Source organism: Micromonospora arida, assembly GCF_042873195.1.
Taxonomy (GTDB): Bacteria; Actinomycetota; Actinomycetes; order Mycobacteriales; family Micromonosporaceae; genus Micromonospora; species Micromonospora arida.
Window position 1 is genome coordinate 68,916 of record NZ_JBIALC010000004.1, and the last position, 21,172, is coordinate 90,087.

At 68.8% G+C, this 21,172-nt stretch carries 20 protein-coding genes; 17 read left to right on the forward strand and 3 right to left on the reverse strand.

Annotation, left to right across the window (positions count from 1 at the left end; translation table 11 throughout):
- Positions 1 to 55: 55 nt before the first annotated feature.
- The 17 genes from ACFYP0_RS14560 to ACFYP0_RS14640 all read left to right on the forward strand — a co-directional run bounded on the left by ACFYP0_RS14560 (position 56) and on the right by ACFYP0_RS14640 (position 16,974).
- Positions 56 to 727 carry a hypothetical protein gene (locus tag ACFYP0_RS14560; RefSeq protein WP_386996153.1) on the forward strand — a complete coding sequence of 224 codons (672 nt, stop codon included), beginning with the start codon at positions 56 to 58 and terminating at the stop codon, positions 725 to 727.
- Between the two features lie 226 nt (positions 728 to 953).
- The gene (locus tag ACFYP0_RS14565) at positions 954 to 1,379 is read left to right on the forward strand and encodes a hypothetical protein (RefSeq protein ID WP_386996155.1); all 426 of its coding nucleotides are present in this window, start codon (positions 954 to 956) and stop codon (positions 1,377 to 1,379) included.
- A gap of 124 nt (positions 1,380 to 1,503) precedes the next feature.
- Positions 1,504 to 2,538 (forward strand): hypothetical protein, encoded by a 1,035-nt coding sequence (locus tag ACFYP0_RS14570; RefSeq protein ID WP_386996157.1) that lies wholly within the window; start codon positions 1,504 to 1,506, stop codon positions 2,536 to 2,538.
- Positions 2,535 to 3,104, forward strand: coding sequence for a hypothetical protein (locus ACFYP0_RS14575; RefSeq protein WP_386996159.1), 570 nt, complete (start codon positions 2,535 to 2,537; stop codon positions 3,102 to 3,104). The genes ACFYP0_RS14570 and ACFYP0_RS14575 overlap by 4 nt, the downstream gene beginning before the upstream one ends.
- Positions 3,105 to 3,196: 92 nt before the next feature.
- Positions 3,197 to 3,838, forward strand: a complete 642-nt coding sequence (locus ACFYP0_RS14580; RefSeq protein WP_386996161.1) for a hypothetical protein — start codon at positions 3,197 to 3,199, stop codon at positions 3,836 to 3,838.
- 228 nt (positions 3,839 to 4,066) lie between these two features.
- Entirely contained in the window at positions 4,067 to 5,215 is a 1,149-nt protein-coding gene (locus tag ACFYP0_RS14585) for a GGDEF domain-containing protein (protein ID WP_386996163.1), read from the forward strand.
- Between the two features lie 186 nt (positions 5,216 to 5,401).
- Positions 5,402 to 5,563: a hypothetical protein gene (locus tag ACFYP0_RS14590; protein WP_167944793.1), complete on the forward strand. Its 162-nt coding sequence runs from the start codon at positions 5,402 to 5,404 to the stop codon at positions 5,561 to 5,563.
- 319 nt (positions 5,564 to 5,882) lie between these two features.
- Complete coding sequence (locus ACFYP0_RS14595) at positions 5,883 to 6,827, forward strand: DNA-processing protein DprA (RefSeq protein WP_386996166.1); 945 nt, start codon at positions 5,883 to 5,885, stop codon at positions 6,825 to 6,827.
- The gene (locus ACFYP0_RS14600; protein ID WP_386996168.1) at positions 6,824 to 7,450 is read left to right on the forward strand and encodes a hypothetical protein; all 627 of its coding nucleotides are present in this window, start codon (positions 6,824 to 6,826) and stop codon (positions 7,448 to 7,450) included. Before ACFYP0_RS14595 ends, ACFYP0_RS14600 begins: the two co-directional genes overlap by 4 nt.
- Positions 7,443 to 7,946 carry a hypothetical protein gene (locus ACFYP0_RS14605; protein WP_167944790.1) on the forward strand — a complete coding sequence of 168 codons (504 nt, stop codon included), beginning with the start codon at positions 7,443 to 7,445 and terminating at the stop codon, positions 7,944 to 7,946. Before ACFYP0_RS14600 ends, ACFYP0_RS14605 begins: the two co-directional genes overlap by 8 nt.
- A 233-nt stretch (positions 7,947 to 8,179) precedes the next feature.
- Positions 8,180 to 8,593: a hypothetical protein gene (locus ACFYP0_RS14610; protein ID WP_386996171.1), complete on the forward strand. Its 414-nt coding sequence runs from the start codon at positions 8,180 to 8,182 to the stop codon at positions 8,591 to 8,593.
- 254 nt (positions 8,594 to 8,847) lie between these two features.
- Complete coding sequence (locus ACFYP0_RS14615; RefSeq protein ID WP_386996173.1) at positions 8,848 to 9,831, forward strand: DUF4192 domain-containing protein; 984 nt, start codon at positions 8,848 to 8,850, stop codon at positions 9,829 to 9,831.
- A gap of 29 nt (positions 9,832 to 9,860) precedes the next feature.
- Positions 9,861 to 10,664, forward strand: a complete 804-nt coding sequence (locus ACFYP0_RS14620; protein WP_386996175.1) for a hypothetical protein — start codon at positions 9,861 to 9,863, stop codon at positions 10,662 to 10,664.
- 403 nt (positions 10,665 to 11,067) lie between these two features.
- Positions 11,068 to 12,045, forward strand: coding sequence for a DUF2637 domain-containing protein (locus ACFYP0_RS14625; protein WP_386996177.1), 978 nt, complete (start codon positions 11,068 to 11,070; stop codon positions 12,043 to 12,045).
- A 467-nt stretch (positions 12,046 to 12,512) separates the two neighbouring features.
- Complete coding sequence (locus ACFYP0_RS14630) at positions 12,513 to 13,577, forward strand: M23 family metallopeptidase (RefSeq protein ID WP_386996598.1); 1,065 nt, start codon at positions 12,513 to 12,515, stop codon at positions 13,575 to 13,577.
- A 422-nt stretch (positions 13,578 to 13,999) separates the two neighbouring features.
- Positions 14,000 to 14,497: a hypothetical protein gene (locus tag ACFYP0_RS14635; protein ID WP_386996179.1), complete on the forward strand. Its 498-nt coding sequence runs from the start codon at positions 14,000 to 14,002 to the stop codon at positions 14,495 to 14,497.
- Entirely contained in the window at positions 14,494 to 16,974 is a 2,481-nt protein-coding gene (locus ACFYP0_RS14640) for a tetratricopeptide repeat protein (RefSeq protein WP_386996182.1), read from the forward strand. The genes ACFYP0_RS14635 and ACFYP0_RS14640 overlap by 4 nt, the downstream gene beginning before the upstream one ends.
- A gap of 471 nt (positions 16,975 to 17,445) precedes the next feature.
- Here ACFYP0_RS14640 and ACFYP0_RS14645 read toward each other — a convergent pair whose 3' ends face one another.
- Genes ACFYP0_RS14645 through ACFYP0_RS14655 form a run of 3 tightly spaced genes read right to left on the reverse strand, consistent with a single transcriptional unit; the run spans position 17,446 to position 21,169 of the window.
- Positions 17,446 to 20,271 carry a BTAD domain-containing putative transcriptional regulator gene (locus ACFYP0_RS14645; RefSeq protein ID WP_386996184.1) on the reverse strand — a complete coding sequence of 942 codons (2,826 nt, stop codon included), beginning with the start codon at positions 20,269 to 20,271 and terminating at the stop codon, positions 17,446 to 17,448.
- Positions 20,272 to 20,291: 20 nt separating this feature from the next.
- Positions 20,292 to 20,720, reverse strand: a complete 429-nt coding sequence (locus ACFYP0_RS14650) for a pilus assembly protein TadG-related protein (protein WP_386996187.1) — start codon at positions 20,718 to 20,720, stop codon at positions 20,292 to 20,294.
- Positions 20,717 to 21,169, reverse strand: coding sequence for a TadE/TadG family type IV pilus assembly protein (locus ACFYP0_RS14655; RefSeq protein ID WP_386996189.1), 453 nt, complete (start codon positions 21,167 to 21,169; stop codon positions 20,717 to 20,719). The genes ACFYP0_RS14650 and ACFYP0_RS14655 overlap by 4 nt, the downstream gene beginning before the upstream one ends.
- Positions 21,170 to 21,172: the final 3 nt, after the last annotated feature.

A 21,172-nucleotide genomic window follows, 5' to 3' on the forward strand; every position in this document is an offset into this window, starting at 1 on the left:
CGCTCTCGCGCGATCGCACCTCGGTCGTGTCTCCGCACCCTGCCTGGAGGAGCCCATGCCCGCACGTCCTGCCGTGCACACCATCGTGGTCTGCCTGTCCACCGACGCGACACCCCAGTCCATGCCCGCTCTCGCGGCGACCCGCCTCGTTGCACAACAGCTCCGTCCCGCCGGCCCTGTTGGCCACTTCGCCGCCCATCACCGACTCACCCGACAACTGCTGCACCGCTACCAGGGCTACGCCGCCGGCGGCCCGGTCCGTCACCTTGACCTGGCCGGCATGCGTGCCCGCGCCGCCACCAGCGCTGTCTGGCTGTGGCACCGATGGCGAGACGTCGTTGACGGGACGCGCGACGCCCAACCGCTCTCGGCCTTCGTCGACCGCCACCGCGACGACCCGGCACGCTGGCCGCTCAGCCGCGCCCAACAGGCCTACCTCGCCCAACCTCGGGTGCTCGCGATGACCACCTACAACGCCGCCTACCGGCAGCAACCTATTCCCATCGCGGACATCGAAGCCCTTCAAGCCGGCCTCAATAGCTACCGCACCCTCGCGGCACTCGCGGCCGTGCCCGGTGATGCCTTGGCCGCCCCCGCCAACTGGCTCACGCCTAGATCGGGCCGGCTGGCCGACCAGCTGGACTATCTGTACGCCGCCAACGACCACATCGACCGGCTGCGCCCGAACGAGCAACTGGTCGCCATGGCCGCTTGGCCCCTCGCCTAGAAACCGTCCAGCCTGCGGCGCAACCTCCCGGTCCGGGCGTACCAGCAACGCCCACGACAAGCCGCAATCGACTCGGACCAGTGCAGCGACGGGATACCCCCGCCCAGCCAATTGGCCCGGCTGACTTGCCAACCGCCGTACCTCCCGGCCGGATCAGGCACTCGCCTGACCGGCCGTTTTGCGTGCCCAGGGGTCCCCGACCCCACGACAGCAGAGGAGAAAGAAGATGACCATCACCGCGATGCGGCCGCCACTCGACATCCGTAAGTCGACGCCTGCTCCGGCACAACAGGCCACCTACCTGATGGTCGGTCCGTCCGGACGGCTGACCGTCCTGGAGGCCCCTGCCGATGGCGGCGGGCTTCGGCTCGGCCGACGCATCACCACCGGTGCCGCCTACCGAGTCCAGCTCGATGAATGCACCGTCATGTGGTTCGAGGACGACCAGCAGGGCAGGGGAGTCCCCAACTGGGCGGCCACTCAGATGGCCCTCGAGACCAGCGGCCGTTCATACCTTGGCCCGTGGGACGCGCCCTACCTGTGCGGGCCGGTCATCTTCACTGGCGCCGGTCGTGGCGCGGAACCGATCGGGCTCACTGACCGGCAGTTCTCGCTGCTCGTGGACGCCCACGCCGCAACGGAGCTGTGGTGATGAGGCCGACGACGGCGTTCTTCGACGAGTTCACTGCGCGTCGGTCCGGCGATCTCTCACCACGACCTGGCGTCAGTCTGGCTGCCGACAGCCGCCTCGGCACCCCGGTCGGACGGGGGAGAGCATGAGGCGAAGCACCGTTGCGGACGCGGTCCGAGCATTTCAACGACTGCGTAGCGTCAACGCCGGAAGTCTGGTCGGGGTCGCCCTGGCGGACCGGTACCGCACCTCACCACCACTGAAGGTCGACACACTGCCACCGGCGCAGGCTGCGGTGCTAGGCGCCTCGATAGAGGCTCGGACCGCTGGGGTCATCGACGAGAGAACCCCCGCTTACCTGGTCTACTCCGGCGGCCTTCCGGTGGCCTGGTGCACTGTCCGGGCCACCGTCGTCACCCCTGATCTCGTACTCGACGGAACGCCGGCCCGGCACCAGCGGATGGCGGTGCAGGCGTTGTCCAACCTTGCCCGATGGGTGCTGGTCGCGCTCGCCGATGCCAGGGCCGAGGTCGAGGCCGCGGTCGTCCAGTCGGTGATGAGCCAGGAGGGGGCCGTACGTATCGCGCCTGCCGACGACCTGACCTGGTCCGTGGCCGTCCTCCTCGGCGGTGACCTCACCGCCGACCGGGCAAGCATCGCGAAACTGCTTCCGGCCAAAGCCGCAGCGGAGGTGGTGGTCATCGACGCGCACGGGTTTGGCCGTTACTGCCGCGACTCACACCGACTGCCGCTGCCGGTGCTGTGCGCGATGCGTCGGATCGCCTCAACCCATCAGCTGCCGTTGGCCGTGGTTGGCGACTGGCTCGGGGCGAGCGGCGGCGTCGACGCGGACGTACCCGCCGATGACCTGCCGGCGATTTTCGCTGCCGACTTCGTCGGCCTCTTCCCGCACCGCTCGGACTACGCCGAGAAGCACCTGGTCGATCGCGGCTGGGCCACGGCGCTGGAACGTCTCGGAATGCCCCGGCGCTACATCGACCTCGAAGCCCTGGAGCGGGACCTGTTCGACAACGACGTCCATGCCGTCGCCACCACCGTTGCGACCGGTGACCAAGCTGTCGCCGTGTTCCGTCGTCCGGTCCTGGCCTGGCCTGAGACACCGACCTCCACTCCCGCCCGTACCCCAGCGCGGGCGTCGACGAAGGGAAGGCACCCATGACCGAAGCGTTCTCCGGGGACATCGGGCGGCTCAGCTGCACGGCCGCCCAGGCCTGGCGGGAGGTTACCGGCGAGTCGATGCCAGATGACCTGCTGACCGCTTTCCTCGCCGCCGCCAGCAGCCCCGCCAGTGAACTACCCGCCGCCGCTTGCGAGCACGACCACACCAACGGCGATGACCGCATCGTCTGTCACGCCCGGTTGATCGAGGATCTGCTTCAGGCCCGAGCACGGGCCAACCGCGCACGCCACGAGGCAGCCGAGCACCGCACCGGCCTGCGCCGGCTGCAACTCGGCGTACGCACAGCTGGGCTCGGCACGCTCGACGAGAACCCCGACTTCGAGGAGAGTCTCAGCGAGGCGCTGGCCGACTGGGGTCTGCCGCCGATCCCCTCGGACCACGTGGTCACCCTTCGCGTGCCGATAACCATCTGTATCTCCGCGGTCGACGACGACGAGGCAGTCCGCCTGGCCGTCAGCGAACTCAGCGAGGAGTTGCCCCGGCTGCCCCGCCGGCCGCTCTTCCGCGCTGAGGAGGTGGAGGTCGTCTCCGTCACCAACGAGTGACCGCGATTCGCCGTCCCCGGCCAACCGAACGATTCGCTGCCGTCCCGGAGGGGGCGGCGTTCTTCGTCTCAGCCAGAGGAGGTAACACGATCATGACCGACACCGTCGAGCTGCTCGACGCCCAGAACCACGCAACCCCGGATGCTGCAGATCCGGAGAACGGGCCGGCAGCCAGCGACCTGACGATCCACACCGCCGTCACCGAGGAGATGCTCGTTGCGGCCTGGCAAGCCACGAATGGATCTGGTGACATACCGGCGTGGCTGAGCAGGGTCGCGACCCTGCTCGCCGCCGGCTACGGGCCGATGCCCGTCACGCCCACCGACGAGACGGCCCACCGCCTACTCACTGCGGCGGTCGCCTCCGCCAAGGCGACTGCCGAGGCCGCCATGGTCGAGGCCAACGCCAGGCAACTCGCTCACGACGAGTTCAGCAATGACGTACGTCGTAGGGCGGCCCGTGCCGTCAACAACCGTGAGATCTGCCTGTCGGGCACGAACTACGCCCTGGAACGGCTGGGGATCACCACCCTTCCCGTGGAATACAGCGTCGAGCTACTCGTCCCGGTCACCGTCCGGGTACGCGCGACCGACGAGGAGGACGCCTACGACCGCGCTGAGGACGAGCTGCGCGCCAACCTGTGCGGCGGAGACCTGGACTTCGACGAGTACGACCTGCGCCGCGAAGGTGCCCAGGTCAGCGACGAGGACATCGACCTCGACGACCTCGACTGACAGCGGCGGCCGACATCCGGTCACGGGACTGCCCAATGCTGTCGCACCTGCAGCAGCGGGCCGTAGGTGCGGGCACGCCGCGCGCGGCACCGTGAGCGCCAGCTCTTCCGAGCTGGCTCCCGTCAGGCGATAGGCCCACCAAGGGCCGGTACCTACCCCAAGGCCCGGGGGCGGGCCTCACCTGCGACAGCGGCCTGCCCTCGGAGCTCCTCCATGAAGGAGCCCTTCATGTCTGAACCCGATACGCGACCCCCTGGCAGAGGTGATCTGCTTCGTGCAGCCGCGACCATCGTCGTCGTCGCCATCCTCGCGACCGCGCCGGTTGTATTCGTGGCGTCGTACGGCCATCTCCCGGTGGCGGTACTCATCGCCGTCATCGCCATGCAGAGCTGGATCCCGGTTGGCATCATCGCGACGACTCGGCACATCCGGCAACAACGGAGACTCGCTGCGGCCCATACCCGCGAGGAAGAACTGGAAGGTCGAGTTGCCGCCGGTGCCGCCCTTGAGGAGCAGCTGCGGCGAGAACTCCTAGCGGCCCAAACCGATCCGCTCACTGGACTACCCAACCGGACCCTCGCTGAGCGGGCCATCGCCGCCGCCAGTGCGGTGGCTGCACCGCTGACCATCGCCTTCGCCGACGCCGACGGCCTTCACACGGTCAACGCCAATGGCGGACACGCCGCAGGCGACCAATACCTGAAGGCCATCGCCGTCCGACTGCTCCACGCCGCCGCCTCCGTCAGCGCTGGGGCGCAGGTTTCTCGTACCGGAGGCGATGAATTCATGATCCTCGTGCCTCGCGCGGACGCCACGGCCCTGCGCGACGCGATCCGCGTGGCCCTTGTTAGACCAGTGATCGTCGCAGGACGGCGGATGCAACTTCGGGTCAGCGTCGGCATCGCCCTTAGCAGCGGTGGTAACGCCCGGTACGCCTTAGCCCAGGCCGACGCTGCCATGTTCACCGCCAAGCGTGCGGGCAACCAGACGCTCATCTACAACGCCAACCGTGACGGCGTGCCGGAGCTCGACGGCACCCGACCTCGGGTGCGCCGCCGGGATGTCGAACCCGGCCGTGACACGGCGGCCCGGGCGACCGACGGCACTACCCCGACGACGAGGCTGGTCTGCTCGCTGGACGAGGCGGCCACCATCGCGAACGCCCTTTGGCTCGCCTACGACCGGTGGGCGGCCGTGCTCCAGGCCGAGCCGAGCGATTCCGCGGCATCCGCTGCACCGGCCGAGACGATCGACGTCACACCTACCGCCGAAGGACTCGACCGCACGGCCGCTTTCGCGGAAGCCGAGATGGCCAAGTACGCGGGACTGGCTCGGCGCATATCAGCGGCCATCGGCGCCGCCAGCGAGCAGTCGTGAACGGACAGGAGAGTCCGACACTCCCGTGTCTCCGAGTGCTACGGGGCCAGCTCCGGCGCTGGATCGCCGCCCGCCCGTCAACGAACCGAACTACGGACCGTCCCGCTTCGGACGCAGGGGTCCGTGACCCCGACCTTCCCAGTCGCGCTTCGTCCGCAGGCGCGGCCAGCCGAGAGGAATCTGTTGATGCCCAAGCACGTCGCCCCCGAGACCAAGAGCGGCTTCCTGCGGCGTTGTCTGCGCCGTGGATTGCATCCCGCGGTCCACGTCCTTGCCCTGGTCAGCCTCCACGTCGTTGCCCTGGTCGTCATCTCCGCGACCGGTCTCGGCTCGCTCGGGGGCCACTGACGCCGACCAGCTTGCGCACGGCGACCGTGCCACTCCTCCGATAGCCGTACAGAGGCCTCGCCGCCACACTCCCCCGACCGAACGCCCTCGAAGGGCAGCCACTTCCGCAGGTTGAGCTCGCGCTGATTCCACCTGCCGCCTCTGACGATGCTGCGCACCTCGACCCAGACCTCCGCCGGCCGTACCCCGGCGATCCCGAGATGACTGCGCCTGGGCGCGGCGAAGTGCCGCGCCCAGGCCCAACAACTTTCCCAAGGGATGCATGGCCTGGCGTCGCCAGCCCACGCACCCCCTGACACGGAAGGAGACAGAAGCTGACATGAGCACCATCGACGACCCAAGAATCGCCCGCGCTGTCCTGGCCCGGCTGACCATTGTCGGCGACCGACTCGTCCACACGATGATCCACGACGAGGGCCCGGAGCCGGTCCTCCACCGGTTGATCGCCGGCCACCTGCCGCAGGCTGAGGCACGTTCCGCAGCTGCCGAACAGTTGGGCGCAGCCGGTCTGCGCCAGACCGCCACCAGGATCGTTGTCGACACCGAACGGATCGGCGCGCGGATCGTCATCCCGCAGGACGCGGAGTGGCCCACGGCGCTGGAGGACCTGAACCAGCACCGCGACGCCACCGACGACGATGTCCGGCTGCCCGCCCCACCGCCGTGCCTGTGGGTTCGCGGCGCACAGCCCCTCGTAGAAACGCTGCACGGGTCTGTTGCGGTAGTCGGAGCCCGCGCGGCCACCAGTTACGGGCAGCATGTCGCCGCGGAACTTGGCCACGGTCTCGCCGAGAACGGGTGGACCATCTTCAACACCGGCGGGTACGGCGTCGACGCCGCAGCGCTTCGCGGCGCACTGACGGCTGGACACCTGGCCGTCGCGATCAATCCCGCTGGACTCGACCGTCCCCATCCGCAGGGCAATTCAGCGCTGTTCGAGCGGCTCTCTCTCATCAGCGCCTGGCCGCCCGGCAGCGCACCGTACCGAAGCCGCATCGCCGTCAACGGGGCCTACCTGGCGGCGATGACCGGCGGATGTGTGCTCGTGGAGGCCGCCCTCCGCAGCGGAGCCCGGGCCGTCCTGGCGCAGGCCGATGCCCTCGGCCGACCTGTGATGGCGGTGCCCGGTCCGGTGACCTCCGCCCTTTCCGTCGGCTGTCACGAGGCGCTGCGCGAGACGCCGCGGGTGCGTCTGGTCCGTGACGTCACCGACGTCGTCGGACACCTGGCCGAGCGACGCTCACCCGAGCGAACGACGACATGAACGCCTTCCCGAACTGGCTCGACCTGCTCGAGCTCGTCAGGGCAGCGGGTGAAATCAATGCTAGAAACGGCACCCCGCTGCCCACCGACGACGAACTCTGGGCGGCCGCCCGACGTAGCCAGTGTGGCGTGCTGCCGGAGCAGATCGACGACGGCCTGCTTGCCGAACTGCGCGACGCCTTCAACGACGGGCAGCAGCCCACCCGCTTCGACATGCAGGCCGTGGTCGTCGAGATCGTCAGACATGGCCATCACGCACACATCGACAACTCGGGTGGGAATACCGCCACCATCTACGCCGGAAGCCAACACACCGAACAGAACGGGGACGCCCGCTGGGCGGTCACCGCCGGCCCCGGCTGGTTCGCAAGACCCGATCATCGGGAGCCGGTCGCCGACACGAGCGAGTTCCATATTGGCCCCGACGACGGGGTCTGGACCATTGCGGTGCCGGACCACACCAGCCCGACGGAGGTCGCTGCCCTGATCATCGCGGCCATCGAGCAGGTCGCCGAAGGGCACGGACGCCTCAGCGATTTCCCACCCCTACCAGTCCACGTCCATGGCCACGATCAGCCGGATGCTGCGGAGGAGGAGCCAGCGCGGGGTCAGGTTCATGACTGACATCGTCTGCTCGCGGTGCCAGACCCTCAGCAGACTGCGGCGCCACGGCCTGCCGTGGTGTGAAGCCTGCGAAACGTACCTCGTCATCGATGCCGGGTCCGGCACGTGGGTCAGCTTCGCCGATCACGAACATCGTCGGTGCGCGGCGGAGAACGAGCGGGACATTGCCCACTCCGTCGACCTCGTTGACGAGCATCTGCCTGAGGCGCAACGGCTGGTCCCGGAGGGGTGGGCCGCCCGCCGCCACCAGACCGACGGTGCCCGGTGCGTCGTCGCCATCGATGCACCGGCTGTCAACGCCACCAGCTACCTGTCCCCACCCGACGGCAAATTCGGCTGGTACGTACGCGTCCACAACCGCGCCACCGGGGTCGACTTCCCGCTCTACATCGACGGCGGGGCGCGCGCAGCATCGTTCGACACGATCGAGGCTGCAGTCGTCGCCGCGGTTGAAGCGCTCCGCGTAGAGGGCGCCAAGGAAGCATGGCGTCGCTGACGGCCTGCAACACACAGTAGCAGGTGCCGTGAGCCGAACGCCCAGACCTACGGGGTACCTCGCACCCCCTCCACTGGCCCAAGCGAATGCCGCCCCGCTGTGCAATCGCACGACCAGGCGCTGCGTCCCGGCCGTGGCTGCGGGCGGTGCCGGCCAGCACACAAAAGCCGACCTTGCAGCCCGGGATCGCCGCTCGCGGTCCCGGGCTGCTCGCTCTGAAGGGACCAACCTCGATGACTGACGACGCCTCTGGCCGTAACGAGGACTACCCGTACATCCGTGCCTGGGGCCGCATGCGCGGCTCTGCCCCCGACTACCTGGCCTATCTGCTCGACCTGGCCCGGGCACAGAACGCGCCCGCCGACGCTGTGGAGTTCCGACACCGCGACGGTCACTGGATCACTACCGACGAAATCTGGGCCGCCGACAGCCGCCGTCACCTGGGTCTGGATCCGATTCCGCCGATCGCGCCAGACCTCGATCTGGTCGTCGCGGAAATCGGCAATGCCATGCGCTGCTCACGCTGGATGACCGACCGCAACGGACTTCGAGAAATTCAGCGCCTGGACATGAACCGACTGCGGATGACCTTCGCCACCGGGTTCACCGGGGACCTGCACGTGGAGATCACCCCGCCCCGGCCGTGATTCCGCTCGCGCCGACGGCAGTGCGTCGGGGGCATGCTCGCCTGGCTTCATCCGGCGACAAGGCATCCCTCTGCGCGCAGCCGTCGACGCGCACCTCCATGCGTACCCGGACCGGGAACACACGCTCGCGCTCGGGCGCGCTCCCGGCGGAGCCATACGCGTCCGCCAACACCTGACCGAACTCGATCAGGCCGCGCAGTCCCACTCCAATCCACCCGCTCTCGCGTGGTGAATCCGAATCGGAAGGAAACACAATGACCAGCCCCGACAACTCCATCCTGCCGGTGCGTTCGGCCGCAGAGATGCTCGCCGCCGTGCCGCACCTGGTCGGATTCCACCCGACAAACAGCATCGTCCTGATCGCGATCGCCGGGGCGAAGGTCGCCCTTGTCACCCGGGGAGATCTGCCCGCTGGACTGGACGACATCGCACAGGCGTTGCCGGCCCTCGACCAGGTCCACGCGACCCATGTCGTGATCGCCGCCTACGGGCCAGAAGATCTCGCTACGCCGGCGGTCGATGCTGCCCGTGCGGTACTCACCGTCGCCGGCCTGCAGGTGTACGACGCGCTACGCGTCACCGATGGCAGGTACTGGTCCTACCTGTGCGACAACCCGACGTGCTGCTCACCCGAGGGCACGCCGTTCGACGCGGTCGCCAGCCCAGTGTCGGTGCGGGCTGTGGTATCCGGATCCAGCCCGTTCGCGGACCGCGCAAGCCTGGCGGCCTCCATCGCACCCGCAGGCGCTGCCCTCCGTGCTGCCATGACCGAAGCGACCGCCCGCGCCCGCCGACGGCTGGCGGACCTACCGGCCAGTCTGAGCGCCGTCGAGGCCGAAGGAAAGGCAGCGTTGACGGAGGCGGCCAACCGGTACCGGAGCGGCCAGCGGTGCACGGATGACGAGGTCGCCTGGCTCACCACGCTGCTCAGCACCATCACCGTTCGGGACCATGCCTGGCTGACCACCAGCCGCGAGGGGTGGCACCTCGAACTGTGGCGGGACCTCACCCGGCGCGTCGACCCGGACCTGGTCGCGGCGCCAGCCAGCCTGCTGGCCTTCACTGCCTGGCTGCAGGGGAATGGTGCGCTGGCCGACATCGCGGCGCATCGCGCGCTGACCGCCGATCCGAGCTACGGGATGGCACTGCTCGTCCTCGATGGGCTCCGCGCGGGCATCCCCCCGTCAGTCCTCGAGGACTGGCAGAGCTGGGCTGCCCAGCACACCGACCGCCGATGATCTGCCGCGATCAGGAGGGGAGCAGCACCGTGATCAACCCACCCACTGACTCGGCCGCCGCCACCGTGGTGCAGCAGGCCCGTTGGCGCGCCGAGGAGATCCTCGACCTGCTGTATGCCGGCTTCCAGCACTCCCGCACCGTCGCCCCCGACGTGGACGCTGTCCGCGCCGCCGCCGACCTCGTCGCCCAACAGATGGTCCTCGTCCGGCAAGCCGACACCGATCTGATCGCCGCGCTTCGTGGCGCACTCACCCTGGCTGATCACGAGATCCGCGACAGCAGCGCGGCCATTGAGGAACGCTACCGGCAGTTCGTCGACCTGGTTCGGCGCTGGATCATCTTCGCGGTCAACACCGGAGCTTTGACCGTTCCAGACGCGAACGACGCCATGCGCTACCTGACCATGCCCCCGCCATTGCGGACCCACTTCGAAGCCACTGTTCACACCCCGCTCGCCGTCGAGACCGACGCGGCCAGCAGCGACGAGTCCGTAGCCGCCGCAGAGCGCCTCCTGCGCGTCGAACTTCGCTGCCTACGGGATGCATCCGTCCACCCGACCAAACAGTGGCAGCTGCGGCTGCGCGCGCTCGACGAGACGCCACTGACCAGCAACGTCAGCGGCGAGCGAGGTTCCCGTTATCGGATCATCTTCGTGGTGCCACTCGTCGTCGAAGTCAAGGCCCTCGACCCACGAGGTGCCATCTCTCTCGCGGTCGACGTCGTAGCGAACGACCTGGACCGCCTCGAGGTCGCACGCGCGCACACCGACAAGATCCGCGCGGTCGACGTGGTGCCCGTCGACCACCGCGAGTACGACTTCGGCGCCGACTAACGCCCGCGTACTCCACGCCCGCACCCCGGGTGACGCACCACCAGGTGCGCCCCTGGGCGCCGGATCACACCGATGTGCGGTGCCGGCGCCTCTCGGGCGCCGGCACCGCCCTTCTGGAAGGCGCAAACCTGATGCGATCGATCACCCGAACGCGTGGCCAGCTCGTCGCCACCGCGCCCCGCCTGCCTAGCGCCGCGACCCCGTGTCGACACGGGGTCGGTCCGACCCCGGACCGCCCGGAGGACAGCGGCCCCGCAGTCGGCACCGGGGGCTGGACGATGCCCTGGCAAGGGTGTGTCTCGACACCCGACACTCCACGCTGTGTCGTCCGAACTACCCGTGAGACCAGGTTCCCACCGTCGCTACGACGGGAGGGTCGCTGATGGACATCCGACTCGTCCTCGTGGGCATCGCCGTCGCCGTTGCCGTCACGGCAATTGACGTCGTACTTCGGCGAACCGCCCGCCCGGTCGGACCGCGACGGTCCCTGACCGACCTCGTCATCACCACTGCAGCCACCCTGACCACCCTCGGACTGGCCGGTGTCGCCGGCGCGGTCAGCTACGACCACCTCCGCGAACTCGCCGAATCGCGCGGTGAGCACGGCTGGAAGGCACACGCTTTCCCGCTGACGGTCGACGGCATCGAGGTCGTCGCCACCTTGGCGATCCTCGCCGATCGACGGGCCGGCCGCCCCTCCGGCGCGTTCCCGTGGATCGCCCTCGCCGCCGGCGGTGTCGTCAGCCTCGGTGCGAACATCCTCATCGCTGAGGACGACGTCATCGCCCGGATCATCGCCGGCTGGCCCGCGGTTGCACTCATCGCCGCGATCAAAATGCTGTCGCGGATGCTCGAACACCCCACCGCCAGTCCGGTGCAGCGTGATGAGGAACCTGAGCCGCAGGCGAGCGGCGAGCGACACCTCAGCGAGCCGGAGATCGCCGGGCGAGCGCCGGACGACGACAACCGGCCGGACGACGTTTCGCGACACGATCCCGACGTGTCGCGGGATGACCCTGACGTGTCGCGGGATGACCCTGACGTGTCGCGGCCCGACGGCGATGACCACGAGTCCGGCGAAGACCTCGAACAGCCGTGGCCGGTCGACCTGATCCGCCGCATCCCCGTGAATGCCGACCGCTACCGTCGCTGGCAGGCCGTCTGGGCGGACATGAAGGACGGCGAGACCGACCTTCGTGCCCTCGCGCAGCGACACAACTTCGATGTGCGCTCAGTCCAGGCGATCCGGCGCGCCGGCCAGGTCGGCATGCTCGACCACCCCGTCCCAATCGCCCGCCGGCTGGCCGAACTGGGCTCCCGCAACGGGAGCCACGACAACCCGCCCGAAGTACCGGCGGCACCCTCGATTTCTGGGCCCTGAGTGCCAATGAGGGTCGGCTCCGCCTGACCACCCCGGTCGGTACCCCTCTGTCCCGGTGGTGGGGTCATCCCTACTTGAGTAGAGGGGCAGAGGGGCCGGCCCGGGCCATACCTGGGCGGACCCAGTTCTCGAGGTCGAAGAGCGACCCGCCGGGTCCTCGAGCCCATGGACTCCCGCCGGAGCCGGATCCGCCGAACCAATTCTGCTCAGCCTGCCCGGGATCCGCGTCCGGCCTGTCTTCCGGCTGTCGATGCCCGCCCGCTCGAACCCGATCTGCACCTCCTGGTGCCGCATATGCGGCCCTTTTTGCGTTTGCAGACCTGCTCGTCACAGCGCCAGACCCCTTCGACTCGCCGGACGCGCCGGGATTAGCTCCTTGGCGCGCGGCGACTGCTCACCAGTGGAGGAAACATGACCATCAAGACACGTCTCCGCACCACCAGGCGACCTGAGTGCTGGAGCCGGTGGTGAGTCGTCGAATGCTCGCCACCCTGCTCGCTGCCGTCGTCACGGTGGTATTCGTCTGCCTCGCGGGCACCGGCCTCCTGCTGAGAGGCTCTGCTGCCGGCTGCGGCCCTGGTGCGACACCCGGCCGATCGCTCGCCCCAGCGCCGCCCGGTGGGTGGCCCGCTATCGGCCGGTGGGATCGCAATCAGGTAGCCAACGCTGCCGTCATCGCCGCCGCCGGAGCCAGCAAGGGCGTGCCCACTCGAGGGTGGGTGATCGCCGTCGCCACCGCGATGCAGGAATCGACGCTACGCAACCTTCCCCGCGGCGACCGGGATTCCGTCGGACTGTTCCAGCAACGACCCAGCCAAGGATGGGGAACCGTCGCGCAACTCCTCGACCCCACCTACGCCGCCGGTCGGTTCTACGCCAAGTTGATGACGATCCCCGGCTGGCAGACCATGCCGCTTACCGAGGCGGCCCAACGTGTGCAAGTCAGTGCCTATCCCGACGCGTACGCCAAGTGGGAGCCGGAAGCCACTCAACTTCTCGGCACGATCACCAGAGGCGAGAGTTCACTGCCAACTGGGCGGCTGGCCAGCTGTGGCGGCGCCAGCGGGCCCTGGACCCAGCCAGTCCTCGCGCCTGTCGGCTCGGGCTTCCGCACCGCAGGCCGGCCGGGTCACGACGGTGTCGACCTCAGTGCGTCACGCGGCACCGTGATCCGAGCCGCATCCGCCGGCATCGTCAGCCGGGTGCGCTGCAACGCTATCGACAACCGTGACGGCAGCAACTGGGGCTGCGACCGGGACGGAGACCCGGGCCTCACCAGCGGTTGCGGCTGGTACGTAGACATCGATCACGACGGCGGGATCATCACCCGGTACTGCCATATGGACGAACCACCGCGGATCGAGGTCGGCGACCATGTCGTGGTCGGCCAGCCCATCGGTGTCGTCGGCTCGACCGGCCATTCGTCCGGGCCGCACCTCCACTTCGAGGTCCACGCCAACGGTGATGCCAGTGTGGGAGGGGCCATAGATCCGGTTCCATTCATGATCAAATTAGGTGCGCCGTTGGGGTAGCCGGCCTCTTTGCCGGTCCCCATAAGTGGCCGGCCGTCTCATAGACGTGGCGCCCCGGGTTGGCGCTTGCGCCAATTCCATGAGGGACCCGTGCCCCCGACGAGGATGGCAGTTTTCGGCGATCCAGATGGTCTGAGTGCCGGCCTTGGAGCGCCGGGCTGACCTGTCGGCCACCAAAAGTAGCGTTGCGTAACGATGGAAGCGTCAACTGCACTGCTGGTAGTGCCTGCGCGGATCTGTCGATGAGCGTGCACATGATCTTGGCACGCCAGCTTACGTCGCTGCGGACCGAAGGTCTTCCTGGCTGACAGGCCGCAACGCAGGCAGGTGAATGGATGGCCGTGTGCGGCGAGCCAGTCGGTGTCGCGGAGGCGACCCAATGCGGGGATCCCCACGCCGGTGTGACGGTTGATGATGGTGGGGTGACAGGACGTGGTTGGAAGATCGTCGGGTGGGTGGCTGGGATCGTCGCAGGGCTCGGCGTGACTGGCGTCGGAGTGTTCTTCGGCGTCACCGGCGTCGAGGACGCCAACCGATGGTCGGGTGTGCTCGGGTTCTTCGTCGGTGTGCTCGGCCTGGCGGTGGCGATCTACAGCGCCGCGCTGACCCGCCGGTCCCTGACCCCTCCGACCGCGCCGCCGCCGAGCGGCGGCAGGACCGTGGGCAATACGATCAGCGGGGGCACCTTCCATCAGCCGGCGGTACAGGCCCGCGACATCATCGGTCTGTCGATCGGTTCGCCGGCACCACCAGCCGGCCCGCCCCCGACCCAGCAAGCCGGTGCCGGCGACGTGCGAAACACGATTAGCGGGGGCACCTTCCACCAGCCGGCCGTACAGGCCCGCGACATCACCGGCTTGTCTTCGGCACAGCCTGGTACCGGTACCGGCCCGGTACCAGGTGCCGGACCGACGACATGAACATCAAGGACGAGTCGGCGGTGTCGAACACCATCACCGGTGGTGTGTTCTTCAACCATGTGGTGCAAGGCCACACCATCACCGTGGTGCTGCCGCCCACAGTGGAGCCGGCGCTGTCCGGATTACCGCCGGCATCGGTGACGTTCACCGGCCGGGACGAGCAGGTCCGCCTGCTGATGCTGGCTCTAGCCCCTCACGGCGAGAGCGGACCAGTGCTGGTATCCGCGGTGGCGGGGCTGGCCGGGATCGGTAAGACCGAACTGGTCGTCCAGACCGCCAGCCGGGCGGCGAAGGAGACCGGCTGGTTCCCTGGCGGTGTCCTGTTCGTCGATATGTTCGGCTACGACCCACAACGGCGCATGGCCGCCGAAGCAGCCCTGCTCAGGCTATTGCAGGCACTTGGGCTGCCAGGCGAGAACATCCCCGCCACAGAGGCTGACCGGAGCCGGCTGTTCCGCAGCTTGCTCGCCGCGTTCGCCAGGCAGGGTCGGCGGATCCTGCTCGTGATCGACAACGTTGCTACCGCCGACCAGGTCGTTCCGCTGCTGCCCAGCGACGGGGACACCGCGGTGTTGATCACATCGCGGCATACCTTGGACGTCGGCGCCCGCCTGCACGATCTGGACGTGCTGGACCGGGCGGCGTCTGTGCATATGCTGGCCGAAGCGCTGCATCAGGCGCGGGGTCCGGAAGACACCCGGATCCACGATCAGGCCGACGCCGCCACACGGGTCGCCGACCTGTGTGCGGGACTGCCCTTGGCGTTACGCATCGCCGCGGCGCTGCTGGCAGACCACCCCACCCGGCCAGTAGCCTCCCTGGCCCAGGCCCTGGAAGCCGAGCACACCCGCCTGGACCAGCTCAGCCGCGAGAACCGGGCCGTACGGGCCGCGTTCGATCTGTCCTACCAGAACCTCAGCGACCAGCAAGCCACCCTGTTCCGGCTGCTGCCGATCAACCCCGGCCCCGACCTCGGCACCGAGGCCGCCGCCCACCTCGCCGGCCTCGACCCGCAAGCCACCGAACAGATCCTGCAAGACCTGGCCCGCGCCCACCTCATCGAGGCCGGCCACACTTGGGGACGGTGGCGACTCCACGACCTGGTCCGCCTGTACGCCGGCGAGCACCCTGACACTGCTCCCGACCAAAGGGAACGTGCCGGCGTCCGCCTGCTGGAGCACTACCGCACCACCACCCGGGACGCCAACACTCACATACAGCCAGGACCCGCCCCAGTGTCTCCCCGATTTGGCGACCGCACCGTCGCGCTGGCCTGGCTCGACGACGAACGCCCCAACCTGCTCGCCGCCTGCGCCAGGGCGGCCGCGACGGGACATCCCGACATCAGCACCGACCTTGCGTCCGAACTCAGCCAGTTTCTCAACTTCCGCCGCTTCTTCGATGACTGGATCAAGATCACCGGCACTGCCATCCAGATCTATCGCGAGACCGGTGACCGGCACAGTGAAGGCAGCGCGCTGAACAACCTCGGTGTGGCGCTGCTACAGGTACGGCGGTTCGACGAAGCGATCACCATCCACCTGGGAGCCATCGCCGTCGTCCGCGAGGTAGGTGACCGGAACGGTGAAGGGATTGTGCTGGGCAACCTAGGCTTGGCCCTGAAGGAAGTCCGGCGTTTCGACGAGGCGATCAGTGCTCAGCAGCAGGCTGCCACGATCTTCCGGGAAACCGGCGACCGGCACAGCGAAGGGCGGACGCTGTGCCACCTCGGCGAAGCCCTGCGGGAGACTCGGCGTTTCGACGAGGCGATCAGTGCTCAGCAGCAGGCTGCCACGATCTTCCGGGAAACCGGCGACCGACACGGCGAGGGGCGGACGCTGGGCAACCTCGGCTTGGCTCTGATGGAAGTCCGACGCTTTGACGAGGCGATCATCGCCCATCAGCAGGATCTTGCGATCTGCAAGGTGGCTAAAGACCGACACGGCGAAGGCCGGGCGCTGGGCAACCTCGGCGCGTCCCTGCAAGGGGTCGGGCGTTTTGACGAGGCGATCAGTGCTCAGCGGCAGGCTGTGACCATCTTTCGCGAGATCGGCGACCGACACGGCGAAGGCTGGGCGCTGGATACTCTCGGCGCGTCCCTGCAAGGGGTCGGGCGTTTTGACGAGGCGATCACCGCCCACCAACAGGCCCCCGAGATCTTTCGCGAGATCGGCGACCGACACGGCGAAGGGCGCGCACTGGGCAACCTCGGCGAGGCCCTGCAAGGGGTCGGGCGCTTTGACGAGGCGATCAGTGCTCAGCGGCAGGCTGAGACCATCTTTCGCGAGATCGGCGACCGACACGGCGAAGGTTGGGCGCTGGGCAACCTCGGCGCGACTCTGGGAAGGGTTGGGCGTTTCGACGAGGTCCGTAGCAATTGGAAACGGGCTATCGAAGCGTTTACCGACAGCGGCGATCGGGACACTGCGGCCTTGCTTACCCGTTGGCTAGACAAGTTGCCACCGGACACACGCTGATCTACTTCCGGTCAGCCCTGCCTGCTCGCGCTGCGCGGTGAGCGCGCCGGCGAACTGAGCACGGTCGACGATCCGCGCCGGGTCCGGCTCGTCGTGGTTGCCTTCGGCCATCCAAACCCCCACCCCACCCGTTGTGATCGACACGTTATCGAAAGCCACATCGATGCGCGAGGGTGCAGCCCTCGGCAGCACTCAACGATCGACCAGCATCGCGATCCGCGGCAGGCCGTTGGGGGCCTGGTCCGCCGCGGATCGCGACTGCGAGACGCGGGCCAGGATGCCTTCGACGCGCTCGGCGGCACGCCGCGAGTGGTTCCACCGCTGTTCACCTACCGCAGGTCGCAACCGGCCGTATGACTGGCGGGGAAGCTCACCTTGGTCGCCGACGGGCACCGGAGTTCGGAATGGGACGTAGGTTCGACCTGCCAGTGTCCTGACTTGACATATGGTCGGTCTCGACCTGGTGGACTCTCAGTCCGACTGTCCGTCGATGTGCGGTAGGGATGTGTCGAGTAGCCGACGTGCGAGTCGATGGGTTTCGTCGGAGACGTCCTCGTCGATTTCCTGAAGCGCCGAGGTAAGTGCTGCCAGCCGCGCCTTGATGGCTGCGGTGTCGCCGACGGTGGCCTGAGCGTTCATGGCGAGGCGGGCGACCTCCTCGTTGATTGGGTCGATGTCGCAGGCAGTGTCGAGAAGGGTTCGGGCTCGCCCGGGGTTTGTGTCGGCGAGCAGAACCGCGAGTCGGGCGTGGATGTTGACGCCGGCCTGCCTGCATCTGTGCTGTGGCCCGTCCATCCATTCGAAGCTGTCGTCGTAGAGCAGGCCGTTCCAGTTGCTGACTGCGTCGTCGAGCGCCGCGCGCTGGGCGTCCCGGTCGGTTGTCGCGCCGGCGCAGCTGACGGCGTCGAGGACGCGCCACCAGTCGACGTCGAGCAGGGCCGGGTCGAGGTAGTAGCGCCCACCAGGGTTGACGACCGGTTTGAAGGTATCGCTTACCGCGCTGGGGTCGAGTCCGGTGGCGTGGGTCAGCCGATTGCGGAGGTTGGCGACGTTGGTGGACAGGCGGTCGCGGGCGCGGCGCGGGGTGGCATCCGGCGTCATCGCTACCTCGATGTCGGCGATCTCCGCACCTTGACGGTGAACGGCGAGGTAGGTGAGGAGTTCGTAGCTGGCTCGGCGGACGCCTGGGACGGGATTTCCGTCGGCGCCGAAGATGATCGGCCGGCCGAGGACCTGGACGCGTACCCGTGACTGCCGCTTCCCGCTCGCTCGGTCAGGTTCAGTGGGTGCGGTTGGCCTGACTGGCGGTGCTGGGCTCGCGGTGGTCTCTACCGTGGATGTGTTGTCGCCATTGCTCGTGGAGCCCGGCCCTTCGGGCGTCGGGTCGCTGGGCGGGGGAGGGGGCGGCTCTCCGGTGTGTGCCTCGCGAATGACGGTGAGCAGCTGCAGAGTGGTGTCGGGGTCTAGGACCGACAGCTTGGGGGTCTGTCCCGGCTCGTTGCTGGTGGTGGTGCCGTCGCTCGCAACAGTCAGGGTGGTGCCGCGCGGCCACTGGCCGGCGATGACTGCGCTGATGGCCAGGGGGTGGCCCAGATGTAGCGCGGTGGATAGCCGGGCCCGGATTGCGGTGTCGGGGATGTCGGCTATCAGTGTGATCGGCGGAAGGGGATCGTGGTGCGGGTCGGCGTTGTGGAGCGCGGCGACATCGATGACGTCGGCGTCGGTGACGGCACGTGTGCGGTGGATGATCTGTTCTTCGACGTAGGTCAGGGCGTGGTCGAGTCCGGCGGTGACTCGCAGCCGAGGTAAGGCACCGACCAGATCGGTGATTGCGGTGCCGCCGAGCAGGTCGGCGAGGACCGTCGCGGGGATCACCACCTGCCCGCGGGCGTCCGGGTCGTGGACACCGCCGGAGGAGAGCGTCGCCACGAGCATCGCGCGGACGGCGTCGGCTCCACCTGGTCCGGTGAGGCCGAGGCCTCCGCGTGGGTGGTCGGGTAGTCCGGCCAGTTGCGGTCCGGACGGTCCGATCGGTGCCAGCGGCGGCCGCTCGGCGCCCGCGAGGTCACGGACTGTGGGTTGTGGCGGCGGGGGTGCCAATAGTTCGGGTGCCTGCTCACGGACGGCCCGGCGTAGCCGGCTGATCACGGCCGGCAGGGGCTGCAGGGTGGGATCGGTGGCTGGGTCGATGTCGGCGATGGGGTTGTAGCGGGTGCGTCGGCGTAGCCACACGATCGACGAGGCGGCGGCCAGTGCAGCGGCCAGTCCGATGCTCACCCATCCACCCGGTACGCCCACGCCGCGATGCTCGCCCGGGGGCCGAACGGCGTCGCTCTGGTTGGGCGTCGTCGGGCTTGCGCTGCTTGGGGTCGACGCCGGACCCGATGACGCCGGCATGCCCGGTGCCGGCTCGACCACACCGTCCGGATCCTCAGCAGTCGAGGTTGACGGTGTCGACATGGGTGGGGCTGTCGACGTGGCAGGGCCCGGTGATGCTGGCACCGGGCCGGCACTCGGCGGCCGGGCGGGTTTGGAGGGTGCCGGATCGGTGGCTGGCGGCGGGACGGCGTCGGCTGGCATCCGTAGGTCCCAGCCGGGTTGGATCAGGCGGGGAGCTCGCAAAGTGCCCCCGACCTCGAAATGTCGGCCGCGGTTGAGCTGCCAGATCTCGGGCCAACGGTTGCCGTCGTCGAGGCACTTCTCGGCGATGACCCAGAGGCTCTCGTTGCGTTGGACGACGTACACGTAGCTGTTGCCTTCGATGAGAACGTTGTGTTCGCCAGCGCAGAGGATCGGCGGTTGCTGCTCGATACCGACCTTGGCTGGGCCCGTCGCAGCGTTGCCGACAAGCACCACCGGGGTGGCGTGCGCCGCGGCCGGCACGACCGCGGGCAATGGCGGAGGAGTCGCCGTAGCCGGCGCGACGGTGGCGGTGGCGACGACCCCGGCAGTGAGTCCGGAGAGCAGCCAACCTGCCAGAGTCTGTACGGACGTAAAGCCGCGCAGTCTCGGCATGGGCAGGCCGCGAATTCCGGCGATCGCCTCGGCGAGGAGGCTGGCGGTGAACACGGCCCAGAGCAGCCACAGGGCGATGGCCAGCAGGTTGACCGCCATCGTGTCGGTGAAGCCGGCGGTCAGCCATGCCTGCCAGCCGGCGGTGTCACGCGGGACGGCGCGGGGGAGGGGCCAACCGATGTGGGCGGCGAGACCGTAGGGGATGCCGACGGTGATGGACAGCAGCGCGGTTGCGCTGGCGAGGCGGGTGAGGAGCCGGCCGAGCGCCGCGGTGACGTTCATGGCACCCCCTTCACGGTGGTCTAGCTGGTCACGGGTTCGGCGCGCTCGGTGGTCGAGACGGTGACGGTGGTGATCCCGATGGCGGCGAGTAGCGGCGTGGGTCCGGTCTTGGTGACGGTGACCGTGACCAACGTCGTGGTGGCGGAGACGGTGCCGGTGGCTCCGACCTGGGCGAGGTATTCGGTCGCCGCGGCTTCGGCCAGAACCGGGTCGAGTTGTACGGTGCCGGCGGTGCGGAGCAGGAGTAGATCGATACGGTCTGCTCCGGCCCGTGCGGCCTCTTGGGCGACGTGGCGGGCGTCGACGCGCATCGTCATGGCGGCACCGCCGTCGATGATCAGTGCGGCTGCGAGCATGCCGACGAGGAACATGCCGGCTGCCCAGCCGGTGCCCGAGCCGCGGTCTTCGCGTAGTTGGCGGCGGACCGTCTCCAACCAGGGGCGGCTCACGGAACGATCTCCGAATATGTGTCCAGTGGGGCCCTGGCGGTCGCGGTCGTGTCGGCGCCGCCCGGGGCGCTGACGCCGATCAGGTCATCGGTGGAGACGTGGCACGTGACGGTGACGGTGACCGACCCGCCGCGGTCGAAGTCGTCGAGGCCCGTGACAACGGTCAACGGGGTGCATCCGCGGGCCCGGCCGGCGAGGTCGGCGCGGGCGGCTTCCTCGGCGGCGGACTGCGCAGCAGTGGCGGTGCGCTGCTGGGACGCGGCGCGGGCGGCGGACGCGGCGGCGGCGTGTACGTCGAGGCGAGTGGCCGACAACCGCCATGCGCCGACGATCAGCATCGCCACGATCACCATGACCGGCAGGACGAGCCCGACTACCTCGACCGACACCGAGCCGCAATCGCCGGACAGACAGCGCCGACGCAGTGCTGCTCTACTGCGCTTCGTCATCGA

Coding starts and splice junctions, on each gene's coding strand:
- ACFYP0_RS14575 (WP_386996159.1), top strand. CDS start 2,535: ATGACCGAAGCGTTCTCCGGGGACATCGGGCGGCTCAGCTGCACGGCC.
- ACFYP0_RS14560 (WP_386996153.1), top strand. CDS start 56: ATGCCCGCACGTCCTGCCGTGCACACCATCGTGGTCTGCCTGTCCACC.
- ACFYP0_RS14640 (WP_386996182.1), top strand. CDS start 14,494: ATGAACATCAAGGACGAGTCGGCGGTGTCGAACACCATCACCGGTGGT.
- ACFYP0_RS14615 (WP_386996173.1), top strand. CDS start 8,848: ATGACCAGCCCCGACAACTCCATCCTGCCGGTGCGTTCGGCCGCAGAG.
- ACFYP0_RS14605 (WP_167944790.1), top strand. CDS start 7,443: ATGACTGACATCGTCTGCTCGCGGTGCCAGACCCTCAGCAGACTGCGG.
- ACFYP0_RS14565 (WP_386996155.1), top strand. CDS start 954: ATGACCATCACCGCGATGCGGCCGCCACTCGACATCCGTAAGTCGACG.
- ACFYP0_RS14600 (WP_386996168.1), top strand. CDS start 6,824: ATGAACGCCTTCCCGAACTGGCTCGACCTGCTCGAGCTCGTCAGGGCA.
- ACFYP0_RS14570 (WP_386996157.1), top strand. CDS start 1,504: ATGAGGCGAAGCACCGTTGCGGACGCGGTCCGAGCATTTCAACGACTG.
- ACFYP0_RS14610 (WP_386996171.1), top strand. CDS start 8,180: ATGACTGACGACGCCTCTGGCCGTAACGAGGACTACCCGTACATCCGT.
- ACFYP0_RS14590 (WP_167944793.1), top strand. CDS start 5,402: ATGCCCAAGCACGTCGCCCCCGAGACCAAGAGCGGCTTCCTGCGGCGT.
- ACFYP0_RS14580 (WP_386996161.1), top strand. CDS start 3,197: ATGACCGACACCGTCGAGCTGCTCGACGCCCAGAACCACGCAACCCCG.
- ACFYP0_RS14655 (WP_386996189.1), bottom strand. CDS start 21,169: ATGACGAAGCGCAGTAGAGCAGCACTGCGTCGGCGCTGTCTGTCCGGC.
- ACFYP0_RS14645 (WP_386996184.1), bottom strand. CDS start 20,271: ATGAACGTCACCGCGGCGCTCGGCCGGCTCCTCACCCGCCTCGCCAGC.
- ACFYP0_RS14585 (WP_386996163.1), top strand. CDS start 4,067: ATGTCTGAACCCGATACGCGACCCCCTGGCAGAGGTGATCTGCTTCGT.
- ACFYP0_RS14595 (WP_386996166.1), top strand. CDS start 5,883: ATGAGCACCATCGACGACCCAAGAATCGCCCGCGCTGTCCTGGCCCGG.